Annotated in this window: 24 protein-coding genes; 10 read left to right on the top strand and 14 right to left on the bottom strand. The window is 53.6% G+C overall.

Annotation, left to right across the window (positions count from 1 at the left end):
- Window positions 1-64: 64 nt before the first annotated feature.
- On the top strand, window positions 65-589 hold the full coding sequence (ymdB, locus tag E2L00_RS05515; RefSeq protein ID WP_167608148.1) for an O-acetyl-ADP-ribose deacetylase: 525 nt from the start codon (window positions 65-67) through the stop codon (window positions 587-589).
- Window positions 540-2,027, top strand: a complete 1,488-nt coding sequence (locus E2L00_RS05510; RefSeq protein ID WP_420808839.1) for a phospholipase D family protein — start codon at window positions 540-542, stop codon at window positions 2,025-2,027. Before ymdB ends, E2L00_RS05510 begins: the two co-directional genes overlap by 50 nt.
- Here the strand turns inward: E2L00_RS05510 and mdoC are convergent, their stop codons facing one another.
- Window positions 2,028-3,188 (bottom strand): glucans biosynthesis protein MdoC, encoded by a 1,161-nt coding sequence (gene mdoC, locus E2L00_RS05505; RefSeq protein WP_167608143.1) that lies wholly within the window; start codon window positions 3,186-3,188, stop codon window positions 2,028-2,030.
- Between the two features lie 294 nt (window positions 3,189-3,482).
- Between mdoC and mdoG the strand changes: the two genes are divergently transcribed.
- From mdoG to E2L00_RS05490, 3 genes are all read left to right on the top strand, one after another.
- Complete coding sequence (gene mdoG, locus E2L00_RS05500; RefSeq protein ID WP_167609616.1) at window positions 3,483-5,018, top strand: glucans biosynthesis protein MdoG; 1,536 nt, start codon at window positions 3,483-3,485, stop codon at window positions 5,016-5,018.
- On the top strand, window positions 5,011-7,542 hold the full coding sequence (mdoH, locus tag E2L00_RS05495; protein WP_167608141.1) for a glucans biosynthesis glucosyltransferase MdoH: 2,532 nt from the start codon (window positions 5,011-5,013) through the stop codon (window positions 7,540-7,542). The genes mdoG and mdoH overlap by 8 nt, the downstream gene beginning before the upstream one ends.
- A gap of 93 nt (window positions 7,543-7,635) precedes the next feature.
- Window positions 7,636-7,866 (top strand): YceK/YidQ family lipoprotein, encoded by a 231-nt coding sequence (locus tag E2L00_RS05490; RefSeq protein ID WP_167608138.1) that lies wholly within the window; start codon window positions 7,636-7,638, stop codon window positions 7,864-7,866.
- Between the two features lie 3 nt (window positions 7,867-7,869).
- Here the strand turns inward: E2L00_RS05490 and E2L00_RS05485 are convergent, their stop codons facing one another.
- The 3 genes from E2L00_RS05485 to E2L00_RS05475 all read right to left on the bottom strand — a co-directional run bounded on the left by E2L00_RS05485 (window position 7,870) and on the right by E2L00_RS05475 (window position 10,675).
- Window positions 7,870-8,244 carry a MysB family protein gene (locus E2L00_RS05485; protein ID WP_167608135.1) on the bottom strand — a complete coding sequence of 125 codons (375 nt, stop codon included), beginning with the start codon at window positions 8,242-8,244 and terminating at the stop codon, window positions 7,870-7,872.
- A 118-nt stretch (window positions 8,245-8,362) separates the two neighbouring features.
- The gene (mdtG, locus tag E2L00_RS05480; protein WP_167608132.1) at window positions 8,363-9,589 is read right to left on the bottom strand and encodes a multidrug efflux MFS transporter MdtG; all 1,227 of its coding nucleotides are present in this window, start codon (window positions 9,587-9,589) and stop codon (window positions 8,363-8,365) included.
- 162 nt (window positions 9,590-9,751) lie between these two features.
- The gene (locus tag E2L00_RS05475) at window positions 9,752-10,675 is read right to left on the bottom strand and encodes a Kdo(2)-lipid IV(A) acyltransferase (protein ID WP_167608130.1); all 924 of its coding nucleotides are present in this window, start codon (window positions 10,673-10,675) and stop codon (window positions 9,752-9,754) included.
- Window positions 10,676-10,902: 227 nt separating this feature from the next.
- Between E2L00_RS05475 and trhO the strand changes: the two genes are divergently transcribed.
- Window positions 10,903-11,952 carry an oxygen-dependent tRNA uridine(34) hydroxylase TrhO gene (trhO, locus tag E2L00_RS05470; protein WP_167608127.1) on the top strand — a complete coding sequence of 350 codons (1,050 nt, stop codon included), beginning with the start codon at window positions 10,903-10,905 and terminating at the stop codon, window positions 11,950-11,952.
- Between the two features lie 203 nt (window positions 11,953-12,155).
- Here trhO and E2L00_RS05465 read toward each other — a convergent pair whose 3' ends face one another.
- The 10 genes from E2L00_RS05465 to mdtH form a co-directional block, all read right to left on the bottom strand.
- Window positions 12,156-12,728 carry a YceI family protein gene (locus E2L00_RS05465; protein WP_167609613.1) on the bottom strand — a complete coding sequence of 191 codons (573 nt, stop codon included), beginning with the start codon at window positions 12,726-12,728 and terminating at the stop codon, window positions 12,156-12,158.
- 17 nt (window positions 12,729-12,745) lie between these two features.
- Window positions 12,746-13,300 carry a cytochrome b gene (locus E2L00_RS05460; RefSeq protein ID WP_167608124.1) on the bottom strand — a complete coding sequence of 185 codons (555 nt, stop codon included), beginning with the start codon at window positions 13,298-13,300 and terminating at the stop codon, window positions 12,746-12,748.
- Window positions 13,301-13,599: 299 nt separating this feature from the next.
- Complete coding sequence (locus E2L00_RS05455) at window positions 13,600-13,716, bottom strand: DUF2770 family protein (protein ID WP_167608121.1); 117 nt, start codon at window positions 13,714-13,716, stop codon at window positions 13,600-13,602.
- A 47-nt stretch (window positions 13,717-13,763) separates the two neighbouring features.
- The gene (solA, locus tag E2L00_RS05450; RefSeq protein ID WP_167608119.1) at window positions 13,764-14,879 is read right to left on the bottom strand and encodes an N-methyl-L-tryptophan oxidase; all 1,116 of its coding nucleotides are present in this window, start codon (window positions 14,877-14,879) and stop codon (window positions 13,764-13,766) included.
- Between the two features lie 130 nt (window positions 14,880-15,009).
- Window positions 15,010-15,264: a biofilm formation regulator BssS gene (bssS, locus tag E2L00_RS05445; protein ID WP_167608116.1), complete on the bottom strand. Its 255-nt coding sequence runs from the start codon at window positions 15,262-15,264 to the stop codon at window positions 15,010-15,012.
- Between the two features lie 303 nt (window positions 15,265-15,567).
- The gene (gene dinI / locus E2L00_RS05440) at window positions 15,568-15,813 is read right to left on the bottom strand and encodes a DNA damage-inducible protein I (protein WP_167608113.1); all 246 of its coding nucleotides are present in this window, start codon (window positions 15,811-15,813) and stop codon (window positions 15,568-15,570) included.
- Between the two features lie 74 nt (window positions 15,814-15,887).
- Complete coding sequence (gene pyrC, locus E2L00_RS05435) at window positions 15,888-16,934, bottom strand: dihydroorotase (protein WP_167608110.1); 1,047 nt, start codon at window positions 16,932-16,934, stop codon at window positions 15,888-15,890.
- A 159-nt stretch (window positions 16,935-17,093) separates the two neighbouring features.
- Window positions 17,094-17,654 (bottom strand): lipoprotein, encoded by a 561-nt coding sequence (locus tag E2L00_RS05430; protein WP_167608107.1) that lies wholly within the window; start codon window positions 17,652-17,654, stop codon window positions 17,094-17,096.
- A 114-nt stretch (window positions 17,655-17,768) separates the two neighbouring features.
- Complete coding sequence (gene grxB, locus E2L00_RS05425; protein ID WP_167608105.1) at window positions 17,769-18,416, bottom strand: glutaredoxin 2; 648 nt, start codon at window positions 18,414-18,416, stop codon at window positions 17,769-17,771.
- 78 nt (window positions 18,417-18,494) lie between these two features.
- A complete protein-coding gene (mdtH, locus tag E2L00_RS05420) occupies window positions 18,495-19,703 on the bottom strand; it encodes a multidrug efflux MFS transporter MdtH (RefSeq protein ID WP_167608102.1) in 1,209 nt (402 codons plus the stop codon).
- Window positions 19,704-19,936: 233 nt separating this feature from the next.
- Between mdtH and rimJ the strand changes: the two genes are divergently transcribed.
- From rimJ to murJ, 4 genes are all read left to right on the top strand, one after another.
- Window positions 19,937-20,521 (top strand): ribosomal protein S5-alanine N-acetyltransferase, encoded by a 585-nt coding sequence (gene rimJ / locus E2L00_RS05415; RefSeq protein WP_167608099.1) that lies wholly within the window; start codon window positions 19,937-19,939, stop codon window positions 20,519-20,521.
- Window positions 20,522-20,530: 9 nt separating this feature from the next.
- Entirely contained in the window at window positions 20,531-21,178 is a 648-nt protein-coding gene (locus tag E2L00_RS05410) for a YceH family protein (RefSeq protein WP_167608096.1), read from the top strand.
- A gap of 3 nt (window positions 21,179-21,181) precedes the next feature.
- Entirely contained in the window at window positions 21,182-22,105 is a 924-nt protein-coding gene (locus E2L00_RS05405) for a Gfo/Idh/MocA family protein (RefSeq protein WP_167608095.1), read from the top strand.
- A 397-nt stretch (window positions 22,106-22,502) separates the two neighbouring features.
- Window positions 22,503-24,038 (top strand): murein biosynthesis integral membrane protein MurJ, encoded by a 1,536-nt coding sequence (gene murJ, locus E2L00_RS05400; protein ID WP_167608092.1) that lies wholly within the window; start codon window positions 22,503-22,505, stop codon window positions 24,036-24,038.
- The last annotated feature ends 10 nt before the right edge of the window (window positions 24,039-24,048 follow it).

Raw genomic sequence — 24,048 nt, 5'->3', positions numbered from 1 at the left:
AGTAATATACGAAAGTTGCTGGCTAAGTTTAGACTATTATCAAAGACTAACTGGAGGTTTCCCAATGAGTGAACGAATGTCGGTAATTCAGGGCGATATCACAAACGTCGACGTGGATGTCATTGTGAATGCGGCCAACTCATCTCTGATGGGCGGAGGCGGCGTGGACGGCGCCATTCATCGGGCTGCTGGCCCTGCGCTACTGGCGGCCTGCAAAACAGTCGTTGCGCAGCAGGGCGAATGCGCCACGGGTCACGCGGTGATTACCGAAGCCGGGAATATTCCGGTAAAAGCGATAATTCATACGGTGGGGCCGGTATGGCACGGCGGTGAACATCAAGAAGCCGAATTGCTTGCGCAGGCCTATCGTCACTGCCTGGATTTAGCCGCGGCAAACGGCTATCGCACCATTGCTTTTCCCGCTATCAGCACCGGCGTGTACGGCTACCCTAAGGAGCAGGCGGCGCGCATTGCGGTTGATGTAGTTTATAAATATATCGGCATCAGGCCGTTACCTGAAGAGGTGGTTTTTGTCTGTTTTGACGATGAAAACGCCCGCATCTATGAACGCTATCTTGCTCAGCTTTAATATGACAGATGAGCACGCAACCCGCCTGGGGCGGGCAATAGCGCCAACGACGGCTGAACATCCCGGCCTCAGCGGGATCCACACGCTGGCGGACAGCCTGGATGCCTTCGCCGCGCGTTACATGCTGTGCGGCATGGCGGAAAAATCGCTCGATGTGCAGTATTACATCTGGGAAGACGACATGTCCGGCAGACTGTTATTCAGCGCCTTACTCTCCGCCGCCGAACGCGGCGTGCACGTGCGCCTGCTATTGGACGATAACAATACCAACGGTCTTGATGACACGTTACGGCTGCTGAATTCGCATCCGAATATTGAAATCCGCCTGTTTAATCCTTTCTCGTTTCGCCTGTTCCGTGCGATTGGCTACCTTACGGATTTCGCACGCCTGAACCGGCGCATGCACAATAAAAGCTTCACGGTAGACGGTGAGACAACGATTATCGGCGGACGCAACGTGGGCGACGCCTACTTTGGCGCAGGGGAACAGCCGCTGTTTTCCGATCTTGACGTGCTGGCCGTGGGGCCGGTTGTCGCGGAGGTGTGTCAGGATTTTGAGCGTTACTGGCGCTGCCAGTCGGTTTCGACGCTGGACAAAGTGCTCGATATGGACGAAGAAGCGCTGCAACAGCGCGTGCAGCTACCTGATGACTGGCGGGAAGATCCGATAGCCCGGCGCTATCTCGACAGGCTGGCCACCAGCCAGTTTGCGACGCACCTGGTTTCCCGCACGCTAAAAATGTACTGGGCGAAAACAAGACTGCTAAGCGACGATCCGCGTAAAGGGCAGGGCAGAGCGCGCAACCATACGCTGCTGCCTCAACGTTTGCTGAAGGTTATCGGGCAGCCGCAGCAGGAAATCGATATTATTTCAGCCTATTTTGTGCCCACCCGCGCGGGCATTGCGCAGATTCTGGGGCTGGTACGCAAAGGGGTGAAAATCGCCATTCTGACCAACTCTCTCGCCGCCAATGACGTGGCGCCCGTACATGCAGGCTATGCCCGCTGGCGAAAGAAGCTGTTGCGTCACGGCGTCAAGCTTTTCGAGTTAAAGCCGCAGCATGAGGGAGGGGATATTCCCCACGACCGCGGGCTGACCGGCAATTCGGGCTCGAGCCTGCACGCCAAAACTTTTAGCGTGGACAAGCGACAGGTTTTTATTGGCTCGTTTAACTTTGATCCGCGCTCTGCCATGCTGAATACCGAAATGGGGTTTGTCATCGAAAGCGCCACGCTTGCCGAAGATATCCATGCGCGTTTTAGTCAAAGTCAACGAGACGCCGCCTGGACGCTGCGTCTCGATCGCTGGGGTCGAGTGAACTGGGTAGAAAACCACGGCGGTAAAGAAATTGTCTGGAAGAAAGAACCCCACACCCGCTTCTGGCAGCGGGTGCTGGTAAGGCTGGTTTACCGTTTGCCGGTAGAGTGGCTGTTATAATTATCCGGCGGATTTTGACGCATTGGCGGCTTTATTCTGCGGCTTGCCAGAGAACAGGAAACGCAGCACGGGTACGCGCAGATGCATTTCGTAAAGCAGGACAGCAATGCCCACCACAAATATTAACCCGGCAATAAATCCAAGCGTGTTAGAGGTGATATGCGGCGTGATAAACGCGCCGAAAAATAGCGTCAGGGGATGATGCACCAGATAGATAAACAGCGATGCATTCACGAAATAGGTCACGCGTGGAGAGTGGAAGTTAAGCAATTTATGGCCCAGAGAAAACACCACGTTGACCATCCATAGCCCCATCAGCATGGTAATCACGCTTTCGGTTTCGTACATCCACGCATCGCCGCTGCCATAGCGTTGGTTCAGCAGATAGGCGACAAAGGCCAGCGCTGCGCCAACGAAGCACCACGGAGAAGGCGTGGTGAATAACGACTTCAGTTTCGGGCGGGTAAAGGCCAGCGCGCCGAGCAGGAAAAACGGCAGGTAAAAGAGCGTCTGCATCACCACAAAATTAAACAGCCCGTCACTTAATAACGGGGCGTAAATAATAAAAATCAGGCGGCGAATTGCGCCGTATAAAATTCCGCAGGCGAGAAATAAAATTGAGAGTCTTCCTAAGGAAAGGGATGCGCTGTTATTTTCTTTATGCCGCGTAACGTATCTGTTCATCTTTTTAAACAAAATAAGACAAACTGTCGTTAATACGACCATCACCAGTAAAAACCATAAATGTGAAATCAGTTCCCAGACCAGCGTATTGTATTTTTCATAAGCCGTTAACCTGTGCCAGTTCGCCGCTTTGCCGTTAACGTATTGCAGCATCAGAAACTGCGGCAGCGTGAGCAGAGGGATTGCCGTAAGCATTGGGATGCCGACGCGCTCAACGCGCACTTTCCACCAGCGTTTAAGCGGGTAGCGCAAAAAAAGCATATAAGAAAAATAACCCGAAATGACAAAAAATACCTGCATGCGGAAGGCATGGATAAAGTCATTAAACAGGGTCAGCCACCAGGAGGGCAGGGCGCTGTTCACGTGCCAGCTGTGGCTTGAATAGATTAATGAGATATGGAATGGAATGCCCAATAACATTAACCAGGCCCGGATAGAATCCAGAAAAAATTCGCGTTGCTGAGGTGCGTTACTCATAATACTCCAGACATTATCGGACTAATCGTCTTATCCTTAAGATAGCTATCCTTCAGGCTCTACGGCTAATTTGGATGACTTTCCGTGGCAACCCTACACTAACCGTGACATTCTGTCTTCAGGGTAACGTCTTAAAGCGTAAGCAGTTGTCTTTTTTTGCTTAAAGCCTGAGCCAGCGTGCTGAACAATACGGGTATTTGGTTGTCGGAAAGCGGAAGTTTCCATTAAAATGGATTGGATTGCTTTAAGCACACAAAGGGGGATGTGCTGGTTAATATGAAACATAAACCAAAAATGATGAAAATGTGTGGGCTGGGCATTGCAGTGATGTTGTCCCTTTATACTACTACGGTTTGGGCCTTCACTATCGATGATGTCGCAAAACAGGCGAAAACATTAGCGGGCAAAAGCTACGAAGCACCGAAAAGCAATCTGCCTTCGCAATTTCGCGATATGAAATATGCGGACTATCAGCAGATCCAGTTCAACCATGACAAAGCCTACTGGAGTAAGCTTAAGACCCCGTTCAAGCTTGAATTCTACCATCAGGGCATGTACTTCGACACGCCGGTTGCCATCAATGAAGTGACCGCAAGCGCTGTCCACAAGATCAAGTACAGCCCGGATTATTTTAATTTCGGTAACGTTAAACACGATAAAGACACCGTGAAGGACCTCGGATTTGCCGGGTTCAAAGTGCTCTATCCGATCAACAGCAAAGATAAGAACGACGAAATTGTCAGCATGCTCGGGGCGAGTTACTTCCGCGTAATAGGCTCAGGCCAGGTTTACGGTCTGTCCGCGCGCGGCCTTGCTATCGATACCGCTTTGCCTTCTGGCGAAGAGTTCCCTCGTTTTCGCGAATACTGGATTGAACGACCAAAGACCGGCGAGAAAACGCTTACGCTGTACGCTTTGCTTGATTCCCCGCGAGCAACCGGCGCCTATCGCTTTGTGATTACGCCCGGGCGTGACACCGTGGTAAACGTGCAGTCTAAAGTTTATCTGCGCGATAAAGTGGGCAAGCTGGGCGTCGCTCCGCTGACCAGTATGTTCCTCTTTGGGCCGAATCAGCCGTCGCCGTCCACCAATTTCCGTCCTGAGCTGCATGATTCCAACGGTCTGTCCATCCATGCCGGTAACGACGAGTGGATCTGGCGTCCGCTGAATAATCCAAAGCACCTGGCGGTAAGCTCCTTTGCTACCGAAAAACCGTTGGGCTTTGGCCTGCTGCAGCGTGGCCGCGAGTTCTCGCGCTTTGAGGATCTGGACGATCGCTACGACCAGCGACCAAGCGCCTGGGTTACGCCGCAGGGCGACTGGGGCAAAGGTCGCGTTGAGCTGGTAGAAATCCCAACCAACGACGAAACTAATGACAACATCGTGGCCTACTGGACCCCGGATCAGCTTCCGGAGCCGGGCAAGGAGATGAACTTTAAATACACCATCACCTTCAGCCGCGATGAAGACAAAATGCATGCGCCGGATAACGCCTATGTTGCCCAGACTCGCCGTTCGACGGGTGATGTGAAGCAGTCGAACCTGATTCGTCAGCCAGATGGCACTATCGCCTTTGTGGTGGATTACACCGGCGCGGCGATGAAAGATCTGCCGGAAGATACGCCGATCACCGCACAGGTCAGCATCGGCGATAACGGTGAAATCGTTGATAACCAGGTGCGCTATAACCCGGTTACCAAAGGCTGGCGTTTGACAATGCGTGTGAAAGTCAAAGACGACAAAAAGCCGACGGAAATGCGCGCGGCCCTGGTCAACGGCGATCGGACACTGAGTGAAACCTGGAGCTACCAGTTACCTGCTAATGAATAAGTCTACCGATACAGCGCCTGACTATATCAAGGCACTTCCCCTTACGGCCGCCGAAAAGGCGGCTCTGCCGGCAGCCGATCTGCAAGCGGTGCACGAAGCGCTGGATGCGTCAGGGCACCGTTACGATCGCGACGACGACGCTCCCTTAGGGTCCGTAAAAGCTCGCCTTGAGGCAAGCTGGCCGGATTCGCTGGGCGGCAGTCAGCTCATCGACGATGACGAAGGGCGTACCCAGCTGCAGGCAATGCCAAAAGCAACGCGTTCTTCCATGTTCCCGGACCCGTGGCGCACCAACCCGATCGGTCGCTTCTGGGACCGGTTACGCGGGCGGGAAATTAATCCGCGTTATCTGTCGAAGGAAGAAGCCGAAGCCGAGCAGAAATGGCGTACCGTCGGGACTATCCGCCGTTACATCCTGCTGATCCTGACGCTTGCGCAGACCGTGGTTGCAACCTGGTACATGAAGACTATTTTGCCGTACCAGGGCTGGGCGCTTATCAATCCTGCCGACATGGTTGGCCAGGATGTGTGGGTGTCCTTTATGCAGCTGCTGCCGTACGTGCTGCAAAGCGGCATTCTGATTCTGTTCGCCATCCTCTTCTGCTGGGTCTCCGCCGGTTTCTGGACTGCGCTTATGGGCTTCCTGCAACTGCTGATGGGCAAAGACAAATACAGTATTTCCGCCTCGACCGTTGGGGATGAGCCTATCAATCCGGCGCACCGCACCGCGCTGATTATGCCTATCTGTAACGAAGATGTGGACCGCGTGTTTGCCGGGCTGCGTGCTACCTGGGAGTCGGTGAAAGCCACCGGTCAGCAGCAGCATTTCGACGTTTACATCCTGAGCGACAGCTACAACCCGGATATCTGCGTTGCCGAGCAAAAGGCGTGGATGGAACTGATTGCGGAAGTGCAGGGTGAAGGGCAGATTTTCTATCGCCGTCGTCGTCGTCGTGTAAAACGTAAGAGCGGCAACATCGATGACTTCTGCCGTCGCTGGGGCAACCAGTACAGCTACATGGTGGTGCTGGATGCAGACTCCGTGATGAGCGGCGACTGCCTGACCAATCTCGTGCGCCTGATGGAAGCGAATCCGAATGCCGGCATCATCCAGTCTTCGCCGAAAGCATCCGGTATGGACACGCTGTATGCGCGTTGCCAGCAGTTCGCAACCCGTGTGTACGGGCCGCTGTTTACCGCAGGCCTGCACTTCTGGCAGCTGGGTGAGTCCCACTACTGGGGCCATAACGCTATCATCCGCGTTAAGCCGTTTATCGAGCATTGTGCGCTGGCGCCGTTGCCGGGTGAAGGATCGTTCGCGGGTTCTATTCTGTCGCATGACTTCGTGGAAGCGGCGTTGATGCGCCGTGCGGGCTGGGGCGTGTGGATTGCCTACGATCTGCCGGGCTCTTATGAAGAGCTGCCGCCAAACCTGCTCGATGAACTGAAGCGTGACCGCCGCTGGTGCCATGGTAACCTGATGAACTTCCGTCTGTTCCTGGTTAAAGGCATGCACCCGGTTCACCGTGCGGTATTCCTGACCGGCGTCATGTCTTACCTGTCGGCGCCGCTGTGGTTTATGTTCCTGGCGTTGTCTACCGCGTTGCAGGTGGTGCATGCCCTGACGGAGCCGCAGTACTTTCTGCAGCCGCGTCAGCTGTTCCCGGTGTGGCCGCAGTGGCGTCCTGAACTGGCGATTGCGCTGTTTGCCTCGACCATGGTGCTGCTGTTCCTGCCTAAGCTGCTGAGCATCATCCTTATCTGGTGCAAAGGCTCGAAAGAATACGGCGGCTTCCTGCGGGTCACGCTTTCTCTGCTGCTCGAAGTGCTGTTTTCCGTGCTGCTGGCGCCGGTGCGCATGCTGTTCCATACGGTGTTTGTGGTCAGCGCGTTTCTGGGTTGGGAAGTGGTCTGGAACTCTCCGCAGCGCGATGACGACTCCACTCCCTGGGGTGAAGCCTTTATGCGCCACGGTTCTCAGTTATTGTTGGGTCTGGTGTGGGCGGTCGGCATGGCGTGGCTGGATCTGCGTTTCCTGTTCTGGCTTGCGCCAATCGTGTTCTCGCTGATCCTTTCGCCGTTTGTCTCGGTGATTTCCAGCCGTAGCACGGTGGGCCTGCGCACCAAACGCTGGAAGCTGTTCCTGATCCCGGAAGAGTATTCTCCTCCTCAGGTGCTGGTGGATACCGACAACTATCTGAAGCTCAACCGCAGCCGTACGCTGGAAGATGGCTTTATGCACGCGGTATTTAACCCGTCGTTTAACGCCTTGGCGACAGCGATGGCAACGGCGCGTCACCGCGCAAGCCAGGTGCTTGAGATAGCCCGCGATCGCCACGTTGAGCAGGCGCTTAACGAAACGCCGGATAAACTCAACCGCGACCGTCGTCTGGTGCTGCTTAGCGACCCGGTGACGATGTCTCGTTTGCATTACCGCGTCTGGTCTAATCCACAGCGTTACTCTTCGTGGGTGGACAATTACAACGCGCTGTCGCTGAACCCGGCCGCGTTACGGACAAAGTAAAAAGACGATGTGAAACTGCCGACCTCCGGGTCGGCATTTTTTTACGCTCAACGCCGGAGATTTACTCAGCCGGAACACAACAGGAGAGAGACGTTGTTAAAAGCGCTAGTGGTCATTATGGTGGCCTGCACGCTGAGCGGCTGTGGCAGTATTATCAGCCGTGCGGTGCCGGGGCAGGGACACGGGAATCAGTATTACCCCGGCGTGCAGTGGGACGTGCGTGACAGCGCGTGGCGCTATATCACGGTGCTGGACTTACCGTTCTCGCTGGTCTTTGACACTCTGCTGTTGCCCATTGACGCCAGCCACGGTCCTTACGAATAAGGCTTATCTTTCCTCCCATTCGTCGGCTGCGGTCTGGCCTTCCTCGGTATCCAGAGGCGGCTCCAGTTGAAATTCCCCTTCATCCCACTCGTGCAGCGTGTTCTCCTCAAGCCATTCCTGACGCAGCTCAATCTCTTCATAATCGCCGTCAAAAACGCTTTGTGCGGCTTCACCGCTCAGCATAGGTAAACATTCACCGGTTTCGCTGTCGTCAGCAAAAAACTCTACCTGCCACATGATATCGCCATCCTGCAGAACGTATTTCTGGACGTTAAGTTGCTGCACGCTGGCAGACTCTTCATCCACATCCGGATGATCGGCGAGGAATAATTCTCGTGCGGCATCAATGGCTTCTTCAAGCGTTGCGTACATGCTCATGAAAATCTCCTTATGGCAGAGGTCAGGGAGCGGATGCTCCGTAGCAATTTCATGTTAATTGTTGACGCTGTTCGCAAAGTTGCAAGTCTGAGAATTTAAATGACGATAAAATGATCGATTACTCGCCTGGAAGACGGATTCTTTCCGGCGGGCTGCGCAGGCTAACCCAGGAGTAAAAGGCGTTAAACAACACGACGCTCGCGGTAACGATAAAAACGGTTCGGAAGCCGTAGCTGGCTGAAATCGCCGCGCCGATTAGCGGACCGGTAACGTTGCCGATATCACGGAAGGACTGGTTGTAGCTGAAGATTCGTCCGGCAATCTGGTTGCTGGCGTTGTATATCAACAGGGTTTGCACCGCAGGTAACAGCGCCCCGTCCGCCGCGCCCAGTAAAAAACGCAGAATGCCAAGCTGCCAGGGATTTTGCACCATCGACATCGGGATCAGTAGCGCAACGGAGATCGTCAGCGCGCAGATTAAGATCTTCTCCGGCCCGATGCGATCGCCTAGTTTGCCAAGGCGCGGAGCGCTGATCAGCGCCGCCACGCCCGGCACCGAGGCAATCATCCCGCTGATAAATGCCAGGTTGCTCACGTTACCGGCGAGGTCGCGTACGTAGAGCGTCAGGATAGGAGCAATCGACCCGGTGGCCACCTGAATGATCATGGTAGTGACGAACAGGCTAAGTACCAGACGGGGATTTTTGAGCGAAGTGAGTACCTGGCGCGCGTGAAGCATATCTTTTTTAGGAACCGGCGTGAACACCTCACGAATGCAAAAGAGCGTCAGGATAAAGCAGACGAACAGTACCGAAGCCGTGATGAAAAATACCGGACGCAGGCCGTAGCTGTCGGCAAGCAGGCCGCCGATTAAGGGACCTAACAAGGCGCCGCTTACGCCGCCCGTTGAAAGCGTGCCCAGTGCCCAGCCGCTTTTATGCCGTGGAACCTGAGTGGCGATCAGCGCATTGGCGTTAGGGACAAATCCGCCCAGTAACCCAAGCAGGGCGCGCAGGGCAAGAAACTGCCAGATATTCTGGGCAAACCCCATCAGCACCATCACGACAGACATGCCCAGCGCTGAACGCAGCAGCATGAGCTTTCGGCCTTTGCGGTCGGCAAGGCCGCCCCAGAAGGGAGATGCGATAGCGGAAAACAGGAAGGTGATGCTGAACACTACCCCGGACCACATATTCAGGGAACTGTGGCCGGTTACGCCGAGGAGCTCGACATAAAGCGGCAGGAATGGCATCACAAGGCTAAAGGCTGCGCCCGTCAGAAAACATCCCAGCCAGGCGATGGCGAGGTTGCGTTTCCAGTTAATGCTGCTCTCAGGGGGAGTCATAACGCTCCAGACAATCGGCAAAACCAGCGCGAAAAAGGCTGGGAAAAGAAAATATTAACCTGCTAAGTATGCGCCTGAAGTGTGGAAAGAGGCAAACCGGAAAGCTTTTTTAGTTAAATGAAAATGCTTTCTCCCTCTTACGAAGGAGAAGACTTAAGCCGTTTATTTATAACGAGAAGGAGTGCCTTGTGGCCGTGTTTTGAAACGCCGATGGAGCCACATATATTGCTCTGGCGCCATTAAAATGCACTGCTCAATAATTTGGTTCATCCACAGCGCCGTACCTTCGGGCGTTTCAAGCGGTGGTGAAAATTCGGCAGGCAGGATAATTAGCTCGTATCCCTGACCATCGGGTTTGCGGCGCGGCACCATAGGAACAATAGCTGCCCCGGACATACGCGCAAGCGTGTAAGTCCCCGTCGTGGTGGCGGCTTCATCCACGCCGAAGAAGGGGACAAAAACGCTGCCGCGAGGGCCGTAATCATGATCCGGTGCGTACCAGATTATCTCTCCCTGTTTCAGGGCGCGGATCATTCCCTTCAGGTCTTTGCGGTCAATCATGCTTTTATTGGAGCGCATGCGGCCCCAGGTTTGCAGCCAGTCGAGCAGGGCATTGTCATTTGGGCGATAGACGCCGATACCGGGTGTATTCATGCCGAACATGCGGGCGCCGAGTTCAAGCGACAGGAAGTGGATACCGATGAGCAGCACGCCGCGCTTTGCTTCCTGAACCGCATGGATTTGATCAACGCCGCTGACATCGCACCAGCGCCGGATACGCCAGAGCGGCCAGAACCAGGCAATGCCGGTTTCCATCAGGCCAAGGCCCACGGATTCAAAGTTTTTAAGCAGGATATGCTCGCGTTCCTGCGGGCTCTTTTGCGGAAAAGCCAGCTCAAGATTGCGGCGTGTGATCCTCACGCGGCGTTTCATAAACCGCCGGGCTAAATGACCAAGTCCTAGCCCGAGGCGATAAATAACAGGATAAGGAAGCAGAGTAACTAAATAGAGCAAACCAATTCCAAACCAGGTTCCCCAATAGCGGGGATGGAGCAGCGCACGCGAGAATTGCGGTAAATTCGTCATGTAAAACCTTAGTGACGGCAAATGCCGGATCTTCGTAATTGGGCTATTGTGACATTTTTTGCTGTCCAGCCAAAATTAACGGCGGCAGAATGCCTGATAATTCAACAGATGTTGTTCTTTATGCCAATGGTTGAGGCAAATGTAACGTAAAAAGCAGGGATGTAAATTAACGTTAATTGCTTTATGATGCTGCCCACTTTTTTATCAACGATAGCCGAGCGAACACCATGCCAGTGTTACATAACCGTATATCGAATGAGGAACTGCGTGAGCGCATGCTGGCCGAAACCGAGCCGCGTACCACTCTCTCATTCTATAAATATTTCACAATTGATGAACCACAGACCACCCGCGATGCGCTCTACAAAGCGTTTGTCTCGCTGGATGTATTTGGCCGTGTTTATCTGGCCCGTGAAGGGATCAATGCCCAAATCAGCGTGCCGCAAAGCCGCGTGGATGCATTTCGTGAAATGCTGTATGCCTTTCATCCAGCGCTTAACAACCTTCGTCTGAACGTGGCGCTGGACGATGACGGAAAGTCGTTCTGGGTGCTGCGGATGAAGGTGCGCGACCGTATTGTCGCCGACGGCATTGACGATCCATCTTTTGACGCCAGCGACGTGGGTGCCTATCTCAAGGCGGCTGAAGTTAACAGCATGCTGGACGATCCTGAAGCCGTGTTTATCGACATGCGCAACCACTATGAATACGAAGTGGGGCATTTTCACAATGCGATGGAAATTCCGGCGGATACCTTCCGCGAGCAGCTGCCGAAAGCCGTTGATATGCTACAGGACGATAAAGATAAAAAAATCGTCATGTACTGTACCGGCGGTATCCGCTGTGAGAAAGCCAGCGCCTGGATGCGCCATAACGGCTTTAAAAATGTTTATCACATTGAAGGCGGCATTATTGAATATGCGCGTCGCGCCCGTGAACAGGGCATTCCGGTTCGCTTCGTTGGCAAGAACTTTGTTTTTGACGAGCGTATGGGCGAGCGAATTTCAGACGACGTGATTGCGCACTGCCATCAGTGCGGCACCGCCTGCGACAGCCACACCAACTGCAAAAATGACGGCTGTCATCTGCTGTTTATTCAGTGCCCGAGCTGTGCGGAGAAATTCCACGGTTGTTGCAGTGAATTGTGCAAGGAAGAGCTTGCGCTCTCACCTGAAGAGCAGCGTCGGCGTCGTGCCGGGCGTGAAAACGGCAATAAAATCTTCAATAAATCTCGTGGCGCGCTAAATACCACGCTGGGGATTCCTGACCCGGAATAAAATCGATGTTTCCCTGTGAAGGGAGACATCAGGTTGCTGACAAAGAAGGAAAAAACGTGGTTTTTCCTTCTTTGTGATTATTTGCCGAAAATCAATCAATTGATTTTGCCGTTAATTTTCGGGTGACATTTTTCAGAACTTCGTAAGCGATGAGGTTTGTCATCAGTCTCATGTCTCCCTGTGAAGGGAGACATTTATTTCGCTTACTGGCGAATGCCTTCCACAGAAATAATCAGATCCACTTCCTGCGACGCAGGTCCCAGATCGGTGGTGATATTAAAGTCTTTCAGTCGAATTTTGCCTTCCGCTTCAAAACCAGCGCGCACGCCGCCCCACGGATCGTCGCCCTGGCCAATTAATTTGGCTTCAAGCGTGACCGGTTTTGTCACACCTTTAAGCGTCAGGTTACCCGCGATATCCAGTTCATCGCCGTCTTTCTTCACCGCGGTGGAAACAAATGTCGCCTGCGGGAATTTGGTTACGTTGAGGAATTCTGCGCTACGTAAGTGTTTATCACGCTCGGCGTGGTTGGTGTCCACGCTGGTGGTATTGATGGTGACGTTGACTTTATCCGCAGCAGGATTTTTCTCATCAAAGGAAAAAGTGCCGTCGAAGTCACGAAAAGTCCCGTACAGCCAACTGTAGCCAAGATGCTGAATACGGAAATTAACGAAGGCGTGCTGGCCCTGTGTATCAATTTTGTAATCGGCGGCAACCGCAGAGCCGGTGGTGAACATCAGGGCGCCCAAAATCATTCCCGGCAGGATTTTTTTCATCATCATTCGCTCCATAGTTAACGAGACGATTTCCCCAGCATCCGCTTGAGGGTAACGTCTTGATCAATAAAGTGGTGTTTCAGCGCGGCCAGACCATGAAGAACGGAGAGGATAACCACGCCCCAGGCCAGCCAGAGATGCAGCATGCCGGCGAGATCGGCCTGAGCACCCGCATCGGCGATCGTTGCGGGAATGTCGAACAGGCCAAACACGCTGACGGGTTTCCCATCCGCCGTGGAAATCAGATAGCCGCTGAACAAAATGGCGAAAAGCAGCACGTAAAGCAGCAGATGTGCGGCAACCGCGCTGATTCGCGTCAGGCGCGTGTAGCTTGTAAGAGAAGGAGGCGGCGGGGAGATAAAACGCCAGAGGACGCGGATAACCATCACCAGCAGGACGAGCATACCGATGCTTTTGTGCAGCTCCGGCGCTTTGTGATACCAGCCATCGTAATAACCGAGGGTAACCATCCACAGGCCGAGGCCAAACATGCCGTACACGGTAAGTGCGACCAGCCAGTGAATAAGCACCGACAGATGTCCGTAACGTTCGGATGAGTTTCGCCATTGCATAATTATGCGCCTGAATATAAGAGCTAATAAACCAGAACATAAACCGTTAATTATCGTTATTGCAACAGAAACAGACGCCGGGCAGGATAATAAAAATTAACATCTAAAAATTTGAATGATAATCGCTACTGGCATTCATCGGGAGAGAATGACGGACAGGATGTTTCGTCATTTAACGGCAGTGAGAGAGCGATACTATGGGCCGATGGGTGAATAATTATTATCTAATTATTTGCATGAAAAGTATAGTTGTCTCAGTTTATCGTCAGTTATTGTCAATATTACGGCGGCGGCTATGCTTAGTTAAAATAAAGATAAGCGGCATCTATGAAGGCCAGCAAAGGCCATAAAATAAGATACAGAATTAAGTGTTCCCGAACGTTATTGATAAAAAGTGAATAAATAGATGCATACATAGTCCGGTTAACGGCAGGGCCACCTTCGGGTAAGCCCTGCTCAGGCGTTAATTAAAGCGGGACAGCGAGAAGGGTAAAAGATCGAAGTCAGGCGTTTTACCCTGGGCAAACTGGCAGGTAATTTCGCCCAGCACGGAGGCGAATTTAAAGCCGTGCCCGCTAAGGCCGGTGATGACCAGCGTATTGTCATGGCCGGGTAAGGTATCGATAATAAAATCTTCATCGGGAGAGTTATCGTAAGTACAGGCCGCGCCGTGCAGGCAAACGCCTACGCCCGGCAGAAACTTACGCAGAAAGCCAAAGACTTCGCTACCGTCGCTGGCAACCGCGCCAAAGGGCTTGCGCTGTTCCGGCTCGCTAATCACCTGGCCGCCGTTGTGCCTGCCGATTTTGAGTTCGTTATCCCGGGCCGGGAAACCGTAATACTGGCTGCCGTCCGGCATTTCTCCGGTAAACGCAGGGAAGCGGTTTTCCTCGCTGTAACGGCCATCCGCCTGATGCCATGCGAAGATTTTGCGTACCGGGGTGACCGGCAAATCCGGCAGCAGTTTAGTGACCCAGGTTCCCGCACTTACCAGAAGCTTGCTGGCGGTATATTCACCTTCTGCTGTTTCTACGACGACGCCTTCATTAGTATGGCGTATGTCCGTCACCGGGCAGTTAAAAAGCTGGGCGCAGCCGCCCTGATTTGCCAGGCGAATATAGGTAGCCACGGCGAGTTCACTGCGCAGGACGCCGGAGTTCGGCTCGAATAAACCTACGTAACCCTCAGGCACGGTGATGTTCGGCCAGCGTTCCGTCACGGCGCGGGCATCCAGCTTTTCAAGCTGTAAGGAGAATTTTTCCGCGCTGCTTTGTACGGTAGAGATAAAAGTTGAGTTTTCAGGGCCAAGATTAATAACCCCGGTGCGATGAAAAAGCTTTTCGCCGCTAATCTGCTCCAGCGCATCCCATAGCTTCTGCGCGCGTAGCACCAGCGGGACGTATTTCTCGCCCTCGCCATAGGCATGACGCATCAGCCGGGTGTCGCCATGGTGGCTGCCCTGTTGGTGAGGCGGGTGGGCGCTGTCGATCATCAAAACCTTCAGCCCGGAGTGGGTGGCATAGCAGCCTGCCGCAGCCCCGACTGAACCGCTGCCCACGATGATAAGATCATAATGCATGTCGCTTTTCTCTCTCGGGTAATATCACTAGCAGGGTAATTAATTCTCAAATAGCAGGCAATTAAAGGCGCGTAAAAAATAAAAAAGGCACCGCGAAGGTGCCCTGGGCTTTTAACAGTAGCATCGACAATCAATGCTTACGATGATCGTTTACCTGGTATTCACTGGATTCAATTTTTGCGATGCCGGCCTCTAAAATAGAAATAAACTGCCGGGCAACGTCCGTGGTAAGCCATAACGTCTGGCCAATCTCAGTTTCATCTTGCTTGTGCTTATTAGATGTCAGGTAGTGCAGGCGCAGCATCAGCGCATCGTAGCTGTCTACGGTACTGATGTCCCATCCGACAAGGGGATGAGTCTGAATTACATCACTATTTTTTTCCATCATAACCCCTTATGTGCGTGTGTTTAAGACAACGGCTGGCGAGGTTTAATGCTTGTTAAATGTGAAGCCAGTTAAGTATATCAATGATTAAGCTATTTCGCGGTAGAAATAAATACCCTGCAACACTTTTATCACATGATTGAGGCTGACTGAACAATAAAGCGGCAAATAATTCGAATATTTCTGCCAATTAGCGATGGCAATCAGAATAGTGCCTGAAAAATAATCGGCTGGAGAGACGGGAATGAAAAAAACCGGATGGCGACACCCGGCAAAAATAGAACTATGAGGGATAATTTTTATTTAATCTGCGCAAAACCAGTCATCGGCGCTCTCCCAGGTTTCCTGGAGAATTTCACTGATGCGGTCTTTATCTTCTTTTGCACCACCCAGCACCGAAAGGTTGTTACCTGCGGCATAACGCACCTGGATATGGTTGCTGGTTTCCGGGAAGTGCTGGGTGATACGGCGAGTTAGTTCGTGAGCCAGAGCGTCAACGGCCCCTGGCGGTAACTGCGTGGTTTTAGCAATGGTCACTTCGATACGCATAACAACCCCCTGTACAATATACTGTTTATTTATACAGTCTTAACGTGCATCCTGCAACAGGGGGCGTAAAAAATTTATGTTTTTACAGACCAGGCCACCTGTTCGCCGGCAAGGAACGGCACAACAGAGTCATCGCCTGCGGCAATAGTTTCAGGGATTAATACCGGCTCGCGCACCAGCTCGATAGACTCTTCGTTCACCGGCAGGCCGTAGAAACGTGGGCCATTAAGTGAAGTGAAAGCTTCGAAGTGTTCGAAGGCGTTCAGCGCTTCAAAGACGCTCGCATACGCGCCGAGCGCAGAAGGCGCGTTGAAGCAGCCCGCACATCCGCAGCTTGCTTCTTTACGATGGCGAGTGTGGGGCGCGGAATCCGTTCCCAGGAACACGCGATCGCAGCCGCTCGCCACAAGCGCACGTAAGGCTTCCTGGTGAATGCTACGTTTCAGGATCGGCAGGCAGTACAGATGCGGACGTATGCCGCCAACCAGCATGTGGTTACGGTTGAACATCAGATGCTGTGGCGTAATGGTCGCACCCAGCAGAGAGTTACCCTCCTGCACATACTGCGCCGCGTCTTTAGTGGTGATGTGTTCGAACACTACTTTCAGGCCCGGCAACTGCAGGCGCAGCGGCTCAAGCACCGTCTCAATAAAGCGCGCTTCACGGTCGAAAATATCAACTTCGGCCTGGGTCACTTCGCCGTGGATAAGCAAAGGCATGCCGATTTTCTGCATCCGCTCCAGCACAGGCATAATCGCCGCGGTGCTGGTCACCCCATGGCTGGAGTTGGTGGTGGCGTTGGCCGGATAGAGTTTGGCGGCGGTAAACACGCCTTCGTTGAAGCCGCGCTCCACTTCGTTCGGATCCAGTGAATCCGTTAAGTAGCAGGTCATCAGCGGTTCGAATTTGTGGCCCTGCGGCACGGCATCCAGAATACGCTGACGATAACCGATGGCGGCATCCACGGTAGTAATCGGCGGCACCAGATTAGGCATAACAATCGCGCGACCGTAGGTTTCAGACGTCAAAGGCACCACAGTTTTCAGCATTTCTCCATCGCGAAGATGAACGTGCCAGTCGTCTGGGCGGCGAATTTTTAATACCTGAGGTAATACGGTCATGAAAGTGCTCCGGCTGGATGGGAAAATCAGTCAACTTTGGGCTGGTTTTATGCCGGGCACTAAGGATAGGCGTAAACGTTTTCGTTTGCACGCCTTTGTTGCGCCTTTTGCTAAGAAGGTTGTTCAGAGCAGCGGGAAGCCTGCCCTGAGCGGCACGGATTACTTGATGAAAGGAATGATGATTTCGCCAGGCTTCACTTCGATGCCTTTGGCATATTTTTTCGCCAACGCTTCACCAGAGCTTTTATCTTCGCTTAACACGTAAGCGGGCTGCTGATTGAAATAGCTGCGCAACGACTGATTCAGATAAGGGATGATGGTCTGTAAAATGGCCTGCATTTTTTCTGGTTCGACGCTGGCATCCACCACTTCCATCTCCTGCAAATAGATGGCGCCTTGTTCTTTATTAAAAGCGGGCAGGGCCTTTAGCTTGAGCTTAATATTCGCTTTCTGATTGCCGAACAGCGAGGTCATGTCCAGCTTCGCATCCCCCGTCAGCGTGACCTTGTTCGGTTCTTCACGGCCGATGGCTGAGGCGAGATGAGTCAGCACAATATGTGCATCGGCGACGCCCGGCAGACCAATATCCTTAGAAAAGTTGTTTCGTTTAACCAGCGCCTGGTTAATTTCCTGTTCGCTGATCGTATATTGGGTGAGCTGATTGCAGCCCACGACTAAACCGCTAAGTATCAGCGCGGCGGCAAAAATAATCTTCTTCATGGGTTCCTCAACTTCCTGCTTAGGCGTCAGATCCTGACACAAAGCAGCATGGCGCGCCAGCGCAAGCCGTACTACAGGAAAAAGATGAAATGCCGGCGCGAGGCCGGCTGCGGATTAGATGGCGATAGAGGAGAGCAGATTGACCTGCGTTTGTTTTGCCATATTGTCGCGATAGTCCCGGACCCGGCTTGGGTATTCAATGCCGGCAACCAGCGTCAGGTTGCGCAGTAGCGGAAAGAGCTGGATATCATCTTCGGACAGTTCGCCGTTGACGGCATTAGGCTGCACGATAAGTTTATCAAGCTTGCGTAAATCATCGCTGATTTTCTTAATAAGCCCCGGCGAGTGCGCAAGATGCTCGGTGAACGAGCCAATCATGCCTTCTTTCTTTTTGATGAAATAAGCGCGTGCTTCAGGAGTGGCAAACTCATCGAAAGGGGCTTTAGCGATGCGCGGCAACAGCAGATGCTGCACGTAGTTATTCACCTGACGCAGCCATTCACCAATGGCCGCATTAGTCGGGCCCGTCAGCAGCGGTTTGCCGTCAAGTTTGTCGACGTAATGCACGATATCCATGCTTTCGGGCAGGTAACGGCTATCGTCTTTTTGCAGTATCGGCGCCATTTTCTGGCCAATCATCTTCGTTGGGGTAGCTTCATCGTCGTTTAACAGGACGTTGAGCTCAACGGGAATATTCTTCAGGCCAAAAATCATGCGCGCTTTCACGCAGAACGGGCAGTGGTCATAAATATATAATTTCACGCTCTCCTCCATTTACTGCTGGTGGTGGACAAAATCCATTAACAATCCAGTATGGAAGAGAACGCTTAAGCCCGCAAACTACGCGTCCGGTTCCAGCATGGAAGGTGCGACCGGCTTCAGGCTGAACTGCCACCACAACGCGAGCAGCGTAATGAAACCAATAATACCCAGCATAACCCACGGCAACTCAGGCTGATTCATGCGCTTCCCGGCGTCAAAAAGCCAGCCGCCGCCCGCATAACCAAACGCGCCGCCGATGGCAAGCCCCAGACGGCTGAACCCCATATAGCTTCCGCGCGCCCTGGCATCAGCAAGCGATGCGCCAAGCGTTTCACGGGCCGGTTCAGCAATAATAGAGCCGATATAAAACACACAGATTAAGGTGAAAAGCTGCTGCAAAGTGCTGGTCAGGCCGATAGGCAGCATGGCGAGCGTCATCAGCAGCAGACCGGCCATTAAACGCTGTTCCAGGCGGAAGCGCTTTTCGCTCCAGCGGGCAATCGGGTAGAGCAGCGTTAACGAAAGCGTGGCTTCAATGGCGTACATCCATTTTACCGCCGCAGGCGTTCCGGCAATTTCGTTGACCATAATGGGCAGCATCAACATCACCTGTACCGCCAGCATGTAGTAGCCGGCCAGCGTCAGCACGTAGGCGACAAAGCGTTTATCGCGCAATACGCGGCCCATGCCTTCAAGCATCGGCGTGCGAACGGTCGAAAGTTTATAGGCGGGCAGCAGCCAGGCGTTCACCGCAGCACAAATGATAAACATCACGGCACCGGCAGCGCAGACGAGGCGGAAATCGTACTGCAACAGCCAGCTGCCGAGCAGCGCGCCAATTACCGCCCCCGCGCTGTCCTGCATCAACAGCAGCGAGAAAAAGCGGCCTCGCTGATGCGGGCGCACGAGCTTAACCACCAGCGCCGCGCGTGGAGGATCAAAGAGCGTGCCGCCAATGGCCGAGATAAAGCAGGAGAGCCACAGTACCCAGGGTTCATGGGCGATCCCCATCAGCACAAAACCTGCCGCGCGCAGCAGCATGCCGGTGACGATCATCGGTTTGGCGCCCAGAAGATCGGCAATGGCGCCGCCAAAAATACCCAGGCCTTGCTGGGTAAGCTGCCGCAGGCCAAGGGCGATACCCACCAGCAACGCTGCCCAGCCCATCTGGTCAACGAAACGGATAGAAATTAAAGGGAAAACGACGAAAAAGCCTAAAACCACCAGCATATTATCGAGCAACAGGAAATATTTACCCAGGCTCCGTGCCTGCGCCACCCGTGACATTTCCCCTCCCGGGAATCCCTGAAACGTGACAGAAATCTATTCTCCATCGCCTTTACGTTTTTTGACAGCATGTCGGATGACAATATTTTTTTATCGTTCTTCGGGTTCGATTGAACCCTTTCATCGAAAAAACTATCACGCGCCGCATGTTGTTGTTTTCCTTCCTCCCACAGGGGCAGGTATAGTAATTAACATGGGCTTATAAAATCGTGGGATGTGAGGAGCTGGAGAACATGTTTGGTTACCGCAGCAACGTGCCGAAAGTGCGTTTGACAACCGACAGGCTGGTGGTACGTCTGGTCTATGACAGAGATGCCTGGCGGCTGGCTGACTATTACGCTGAAAACCGCGAGTTTTTAAAACCCTGGGAACCCGTCCGCGATGACAGCCACTGCTATCCCTCTGGCTGGCAAGCCCGCCTGGGCATGATAGGCGAGATGCATAAATCCGGCAGCGCCTGTTATTTCGCCCTGCTTGATGAAGATGAAAAAGAGATCCGCGGCGTGGCGAATTTCTCAAACGTCGTGCGCGGCTCGTTCCATGCCTGCTACCTTGGCTATTCGTTGGGTGAAAAATGGCAGGGGCAGGGGCTGATGTTTGAAGCCCTGACCGCCGCCATCCGCTATATGCAACGCAGCCAGCATATTCACCGCATCATGGCGAACTATATGCCGCATAACCAGCGCAGCGGCGACCTGCTGGCGCGTCTGGGATTTGAAAAAGAAGGCTATGCCAAAGATTATTTGCTGATTGACGGCGTCTGGCGAGATCACGTCCTGACGGCGCTGACGACAAAAGCCTGGACCCCGGGCCGTTGAGGATATGAGATGAAATATCAGTTAACCGCGCCAGAAGCGCGCGTGATAGGCAGTTTGCTGGAAAAACAGGTCACCACACCGGAACAGTATCCGATGTCCGTCAACGGCGTGGTGACAGCCTGCAACCAGAAAAGCAATCGCGAACCGGTCATGGAACTTAAAGAGCATGAGGTGCAGGAGACGCTGGATAACCTGGTCAGACGCCACTATCTGCGCACCGTGAGCGGCTTTGGGAATCGCGTTACTAAATACGAGCAGCGCTTCTGTAACTCTGAATTTGGCGATTTGAAACTCACGCCAGCAGAAGTGGCCGTTATCACGACTTTGCTGCTGCGCGGCGCGCAAACGCCGGGGGAACTGCGCAGTCGCGCCGGCAGGATGTATGAATTTAGCGATATGCCGCAGGTAGAAAATACGCTGGAGACGCTGGCAAGCCGTGAAGATGGCCCGTTTGTTGTGCGTCTGCCTCGCGAACCGGGAAAACGCGAAAGCCGTTATATGCACCTGTTCAGCGGTGAGGCGCCGGCGCAGGCCGTTGGCTCCAGCGCCAGAGCGGAGCCCGCCGGAGACCTGACGGCACGTGTAGAACAACTTGAAACCGAAGTGGCGGAGCTAAAACAGCGCCTCGATTCACTGCTCGCGCACCTGGGAGATTAAAAGATGAGCAAGCTGAAAGTAGGCGTAGTTGGCCTTGGTGGGATCGCGCAAAAGGCCTGGCTTCCGGTGTTAAGCGCCGCGGGCGACTGGACGTTGCAGGGAGCGTTTTCTCCGACCAAAGCAAAAGCGCAGAAGATCTGTGATACGTATCGAATCCCTTATATTTCTTCCATGGCCGATCTCGCCGCTCAGTGTGACGCTGTGTTTGTCCATAGCGCAACCAGCACCCATTTCGCGGTGGTCAGTGAACTGTTACAGGCAGGCGTTAACGTCTGCGTGGATAAACCGCTGGCGGAAAACCTGGCGGATGCCGAGCGGCTGGTGGCGCTTGCCGAACGCAAAAAACGCACGCTAATGGTGGGCTTCAACCGCCGCTTTTCACCGCTCTATCAGGAGCTAAAGGCGAAGCTGGCAACCGGCGCGTCGCTGCGCATGGATAAACACCGCGCCGACAGCGTCGGGCCAAACGATTTGCGTTTTACGCTGCTTGATGACTATCTGCACGTAGTGGATACCGCGCTGTGGCTGGCGGGCGGCGAGGCGCAATTGCAAAGCGGAACGCTCACGACCAACGAGCAAGGACAAATGCTGTTTGCCGAGCATCATTTCGCGAAAGGACATCTGCAAATCACCACCAGCATGCACCGTCGTGCCGGTAGCCAACGTGAGTGGGTGCAGGCCGTGACCGACGGCGGGCTTTTTGATGTGACGGACATGCGCGACTGGCGTGAAGAGTGCGGGGCGGGCGTTGTGCATCGCCCGGTGCCGGGCTGGCAGAGCACGCTTGAACAGCGCGGGTTCGCGGGTTGCGCGCGTCATTTTCTTGAATGCGTGGCAAATCAGACGGTTCCTGAAACTTCCGGCGAACAGGCGCTGCTGGCGCAAAGCGTGGTTGAAAAGCTCTGGCGCGAGACGATGAGCGAATAATCCTGACGCAACTGAGGGTAGCAATTCAGCGACGTATCGGTAGACTACGCTCCAGAATTTTGATACGCCTGCGCCGCAGGCGTTCAGGTTACTGATAAAGGCTGCCGAAAATCAACAGATTGATTTTCCTGATGATTTGTCTGGTGCCACATGTTCATATCGTAACGGCATGAGATATGTCACCAGTTTGAACGCCTGCCGTTGCAGGCGTTGATATTACTGATAAAGAAGGAAAAACGGGGTTTTTCCTTCTTTGTGGCGGAGCTGCTGAAAATCAACAAATTGATTTTCCTGATTATTTGTCTGGTGTCGCATGTTCATATCGTAACGGTATGATTTGTCACCAGTTTGAACGCCTGCCGTTGCAGGCGTTGATGTTTGTGGAAGCGCATAATAAATGAATCTCTTAAAATCACTGGCTGCCGTCAGCTCGATGACCATGTTTTCACGCGTGCTGGGATTTGCACGCGACGCCATTGTGGCAAGGGTGTTTGGCGCAGGAATGGCGACGGATGCCTTCTTTGTGGCATTTAAATTACCGAATTTATTGCGGCGTATTTTTGCCGAAGGCGCCTTCTCGCAGGCGTTTGTGCCGATTCTGGCGGAGTACAAAAGTAAGCAGGGCGAAGACGCGACGCGCGTGTTTGTCTCTTATGTTTCAGGATTGCTTACTCTGGCACTGGCCATCGTCACGGTAATCGGCATGATTGCCGCGCCGTGGGTCATTCTGGTGACGGCACCCGGCTTTGCCGACACCGCGGATAAATTTGCGCTGACTTCCAGCCTGCTGCGCATCACCTTCCCGTATATTCTGCTTATCTCGCTGGCGTCGCTGGTGGGGGCCATTCTCAATACCTGGAACCGTTTCTCCGTTCCGGCTTTTGCGCCTACGTTCCTCAACCTCAGCATGATCGGTTTTGCGCTGTTTGCCGCGCCGCACTTTAACCCGCCGATCCTCGCGCTGGCCTGGGCGGTCACCGTGGGCGGCGTGCTGCAACTGGCTTATCAGCTGCCGCATCTGAAGAAAATTGGCATGCTGGTGCTGCCGCGCATCAATCTGAAAGACGCGGGCGCGATGCGTGTTATCAGGCAGATGGGACCGGCAATCCTGGGCGTATCCGTTAGCCAAATCTCGCTTATCATCAATACCATTTTCGCGTCGTTCCTCGTCTCCGGCTCGGTGTCCTGGATGTATTACGCCGATCGTCTGATGGAGTTCCCATCCGGGGTGCTTGGCGTGGCGCTTGGCACCATACTGCTGCCGTCGCTCGCTAAAAGCTTCGCCAGCGGCAACCATGATGAATATTCGCGTTTGATGGACTGGGGCTTACGCCTGTGCTTCCTGCTGGCGCTGCCGAGCGCGGTGGCTTTAGGGGTGCTGGCAAAACCCCTCACCGTTTCATTGTTTCAGTACGGCAAATTTACCGAGTTTGACGCCGCCATGACGCAGCGTGCGCTGGTAGCCTATTCCATCGGGCTGATGGGGCTGATTGTGGTGAAGGTTTTAGCGCCCGGTTTCTACTCGCGGCAGGATATTAAAACGCCGGTTAAAATTGCGATTGTCACGCTAATCCTCACGCAGTTGATGAACCTGGCGTTTATCGGGCCGTTGAAACATGCCGGGCTGTCGCTGTCGATTGGCCTCGCTGCCTGCATTAACGCCAGCCTGCTGTACTGGCAGTTGCGCAAGCAGGATATTTTCCAGCCTCAGCCGGGCTGGGCCGCGTTCCTCTGGCGTCTGCTTGTTGCGGTCATCGTCATGACGGCGGTGCTGCTGGGTATGATGCACATCATGCCCGCATGGGACATCGGTAATATGGCATATCGTCTGGCGCGTTTGATGGCGGTGGTCGTTGCCGGCATAGCGGCGTATTTTGCCACGCTGATGCTGCTGGGCTTTAAAGTCAAAGATTTCGCCCGTCGCACCCTATAATTGTGATGTT

This window comes from Cedecea colo (assembly GCF_011808225.1).
GTDB lineage: Bacteria > Pseudomonadota > Gammaproteobacteria > Enterobacterales > Enterobacteriaceae > Dryocola > Dryocola colo.
Note: the sequence above shows the minus strand (reverse complement) of the source record. Positions and strands in the feature narration are given on the sequence as shown.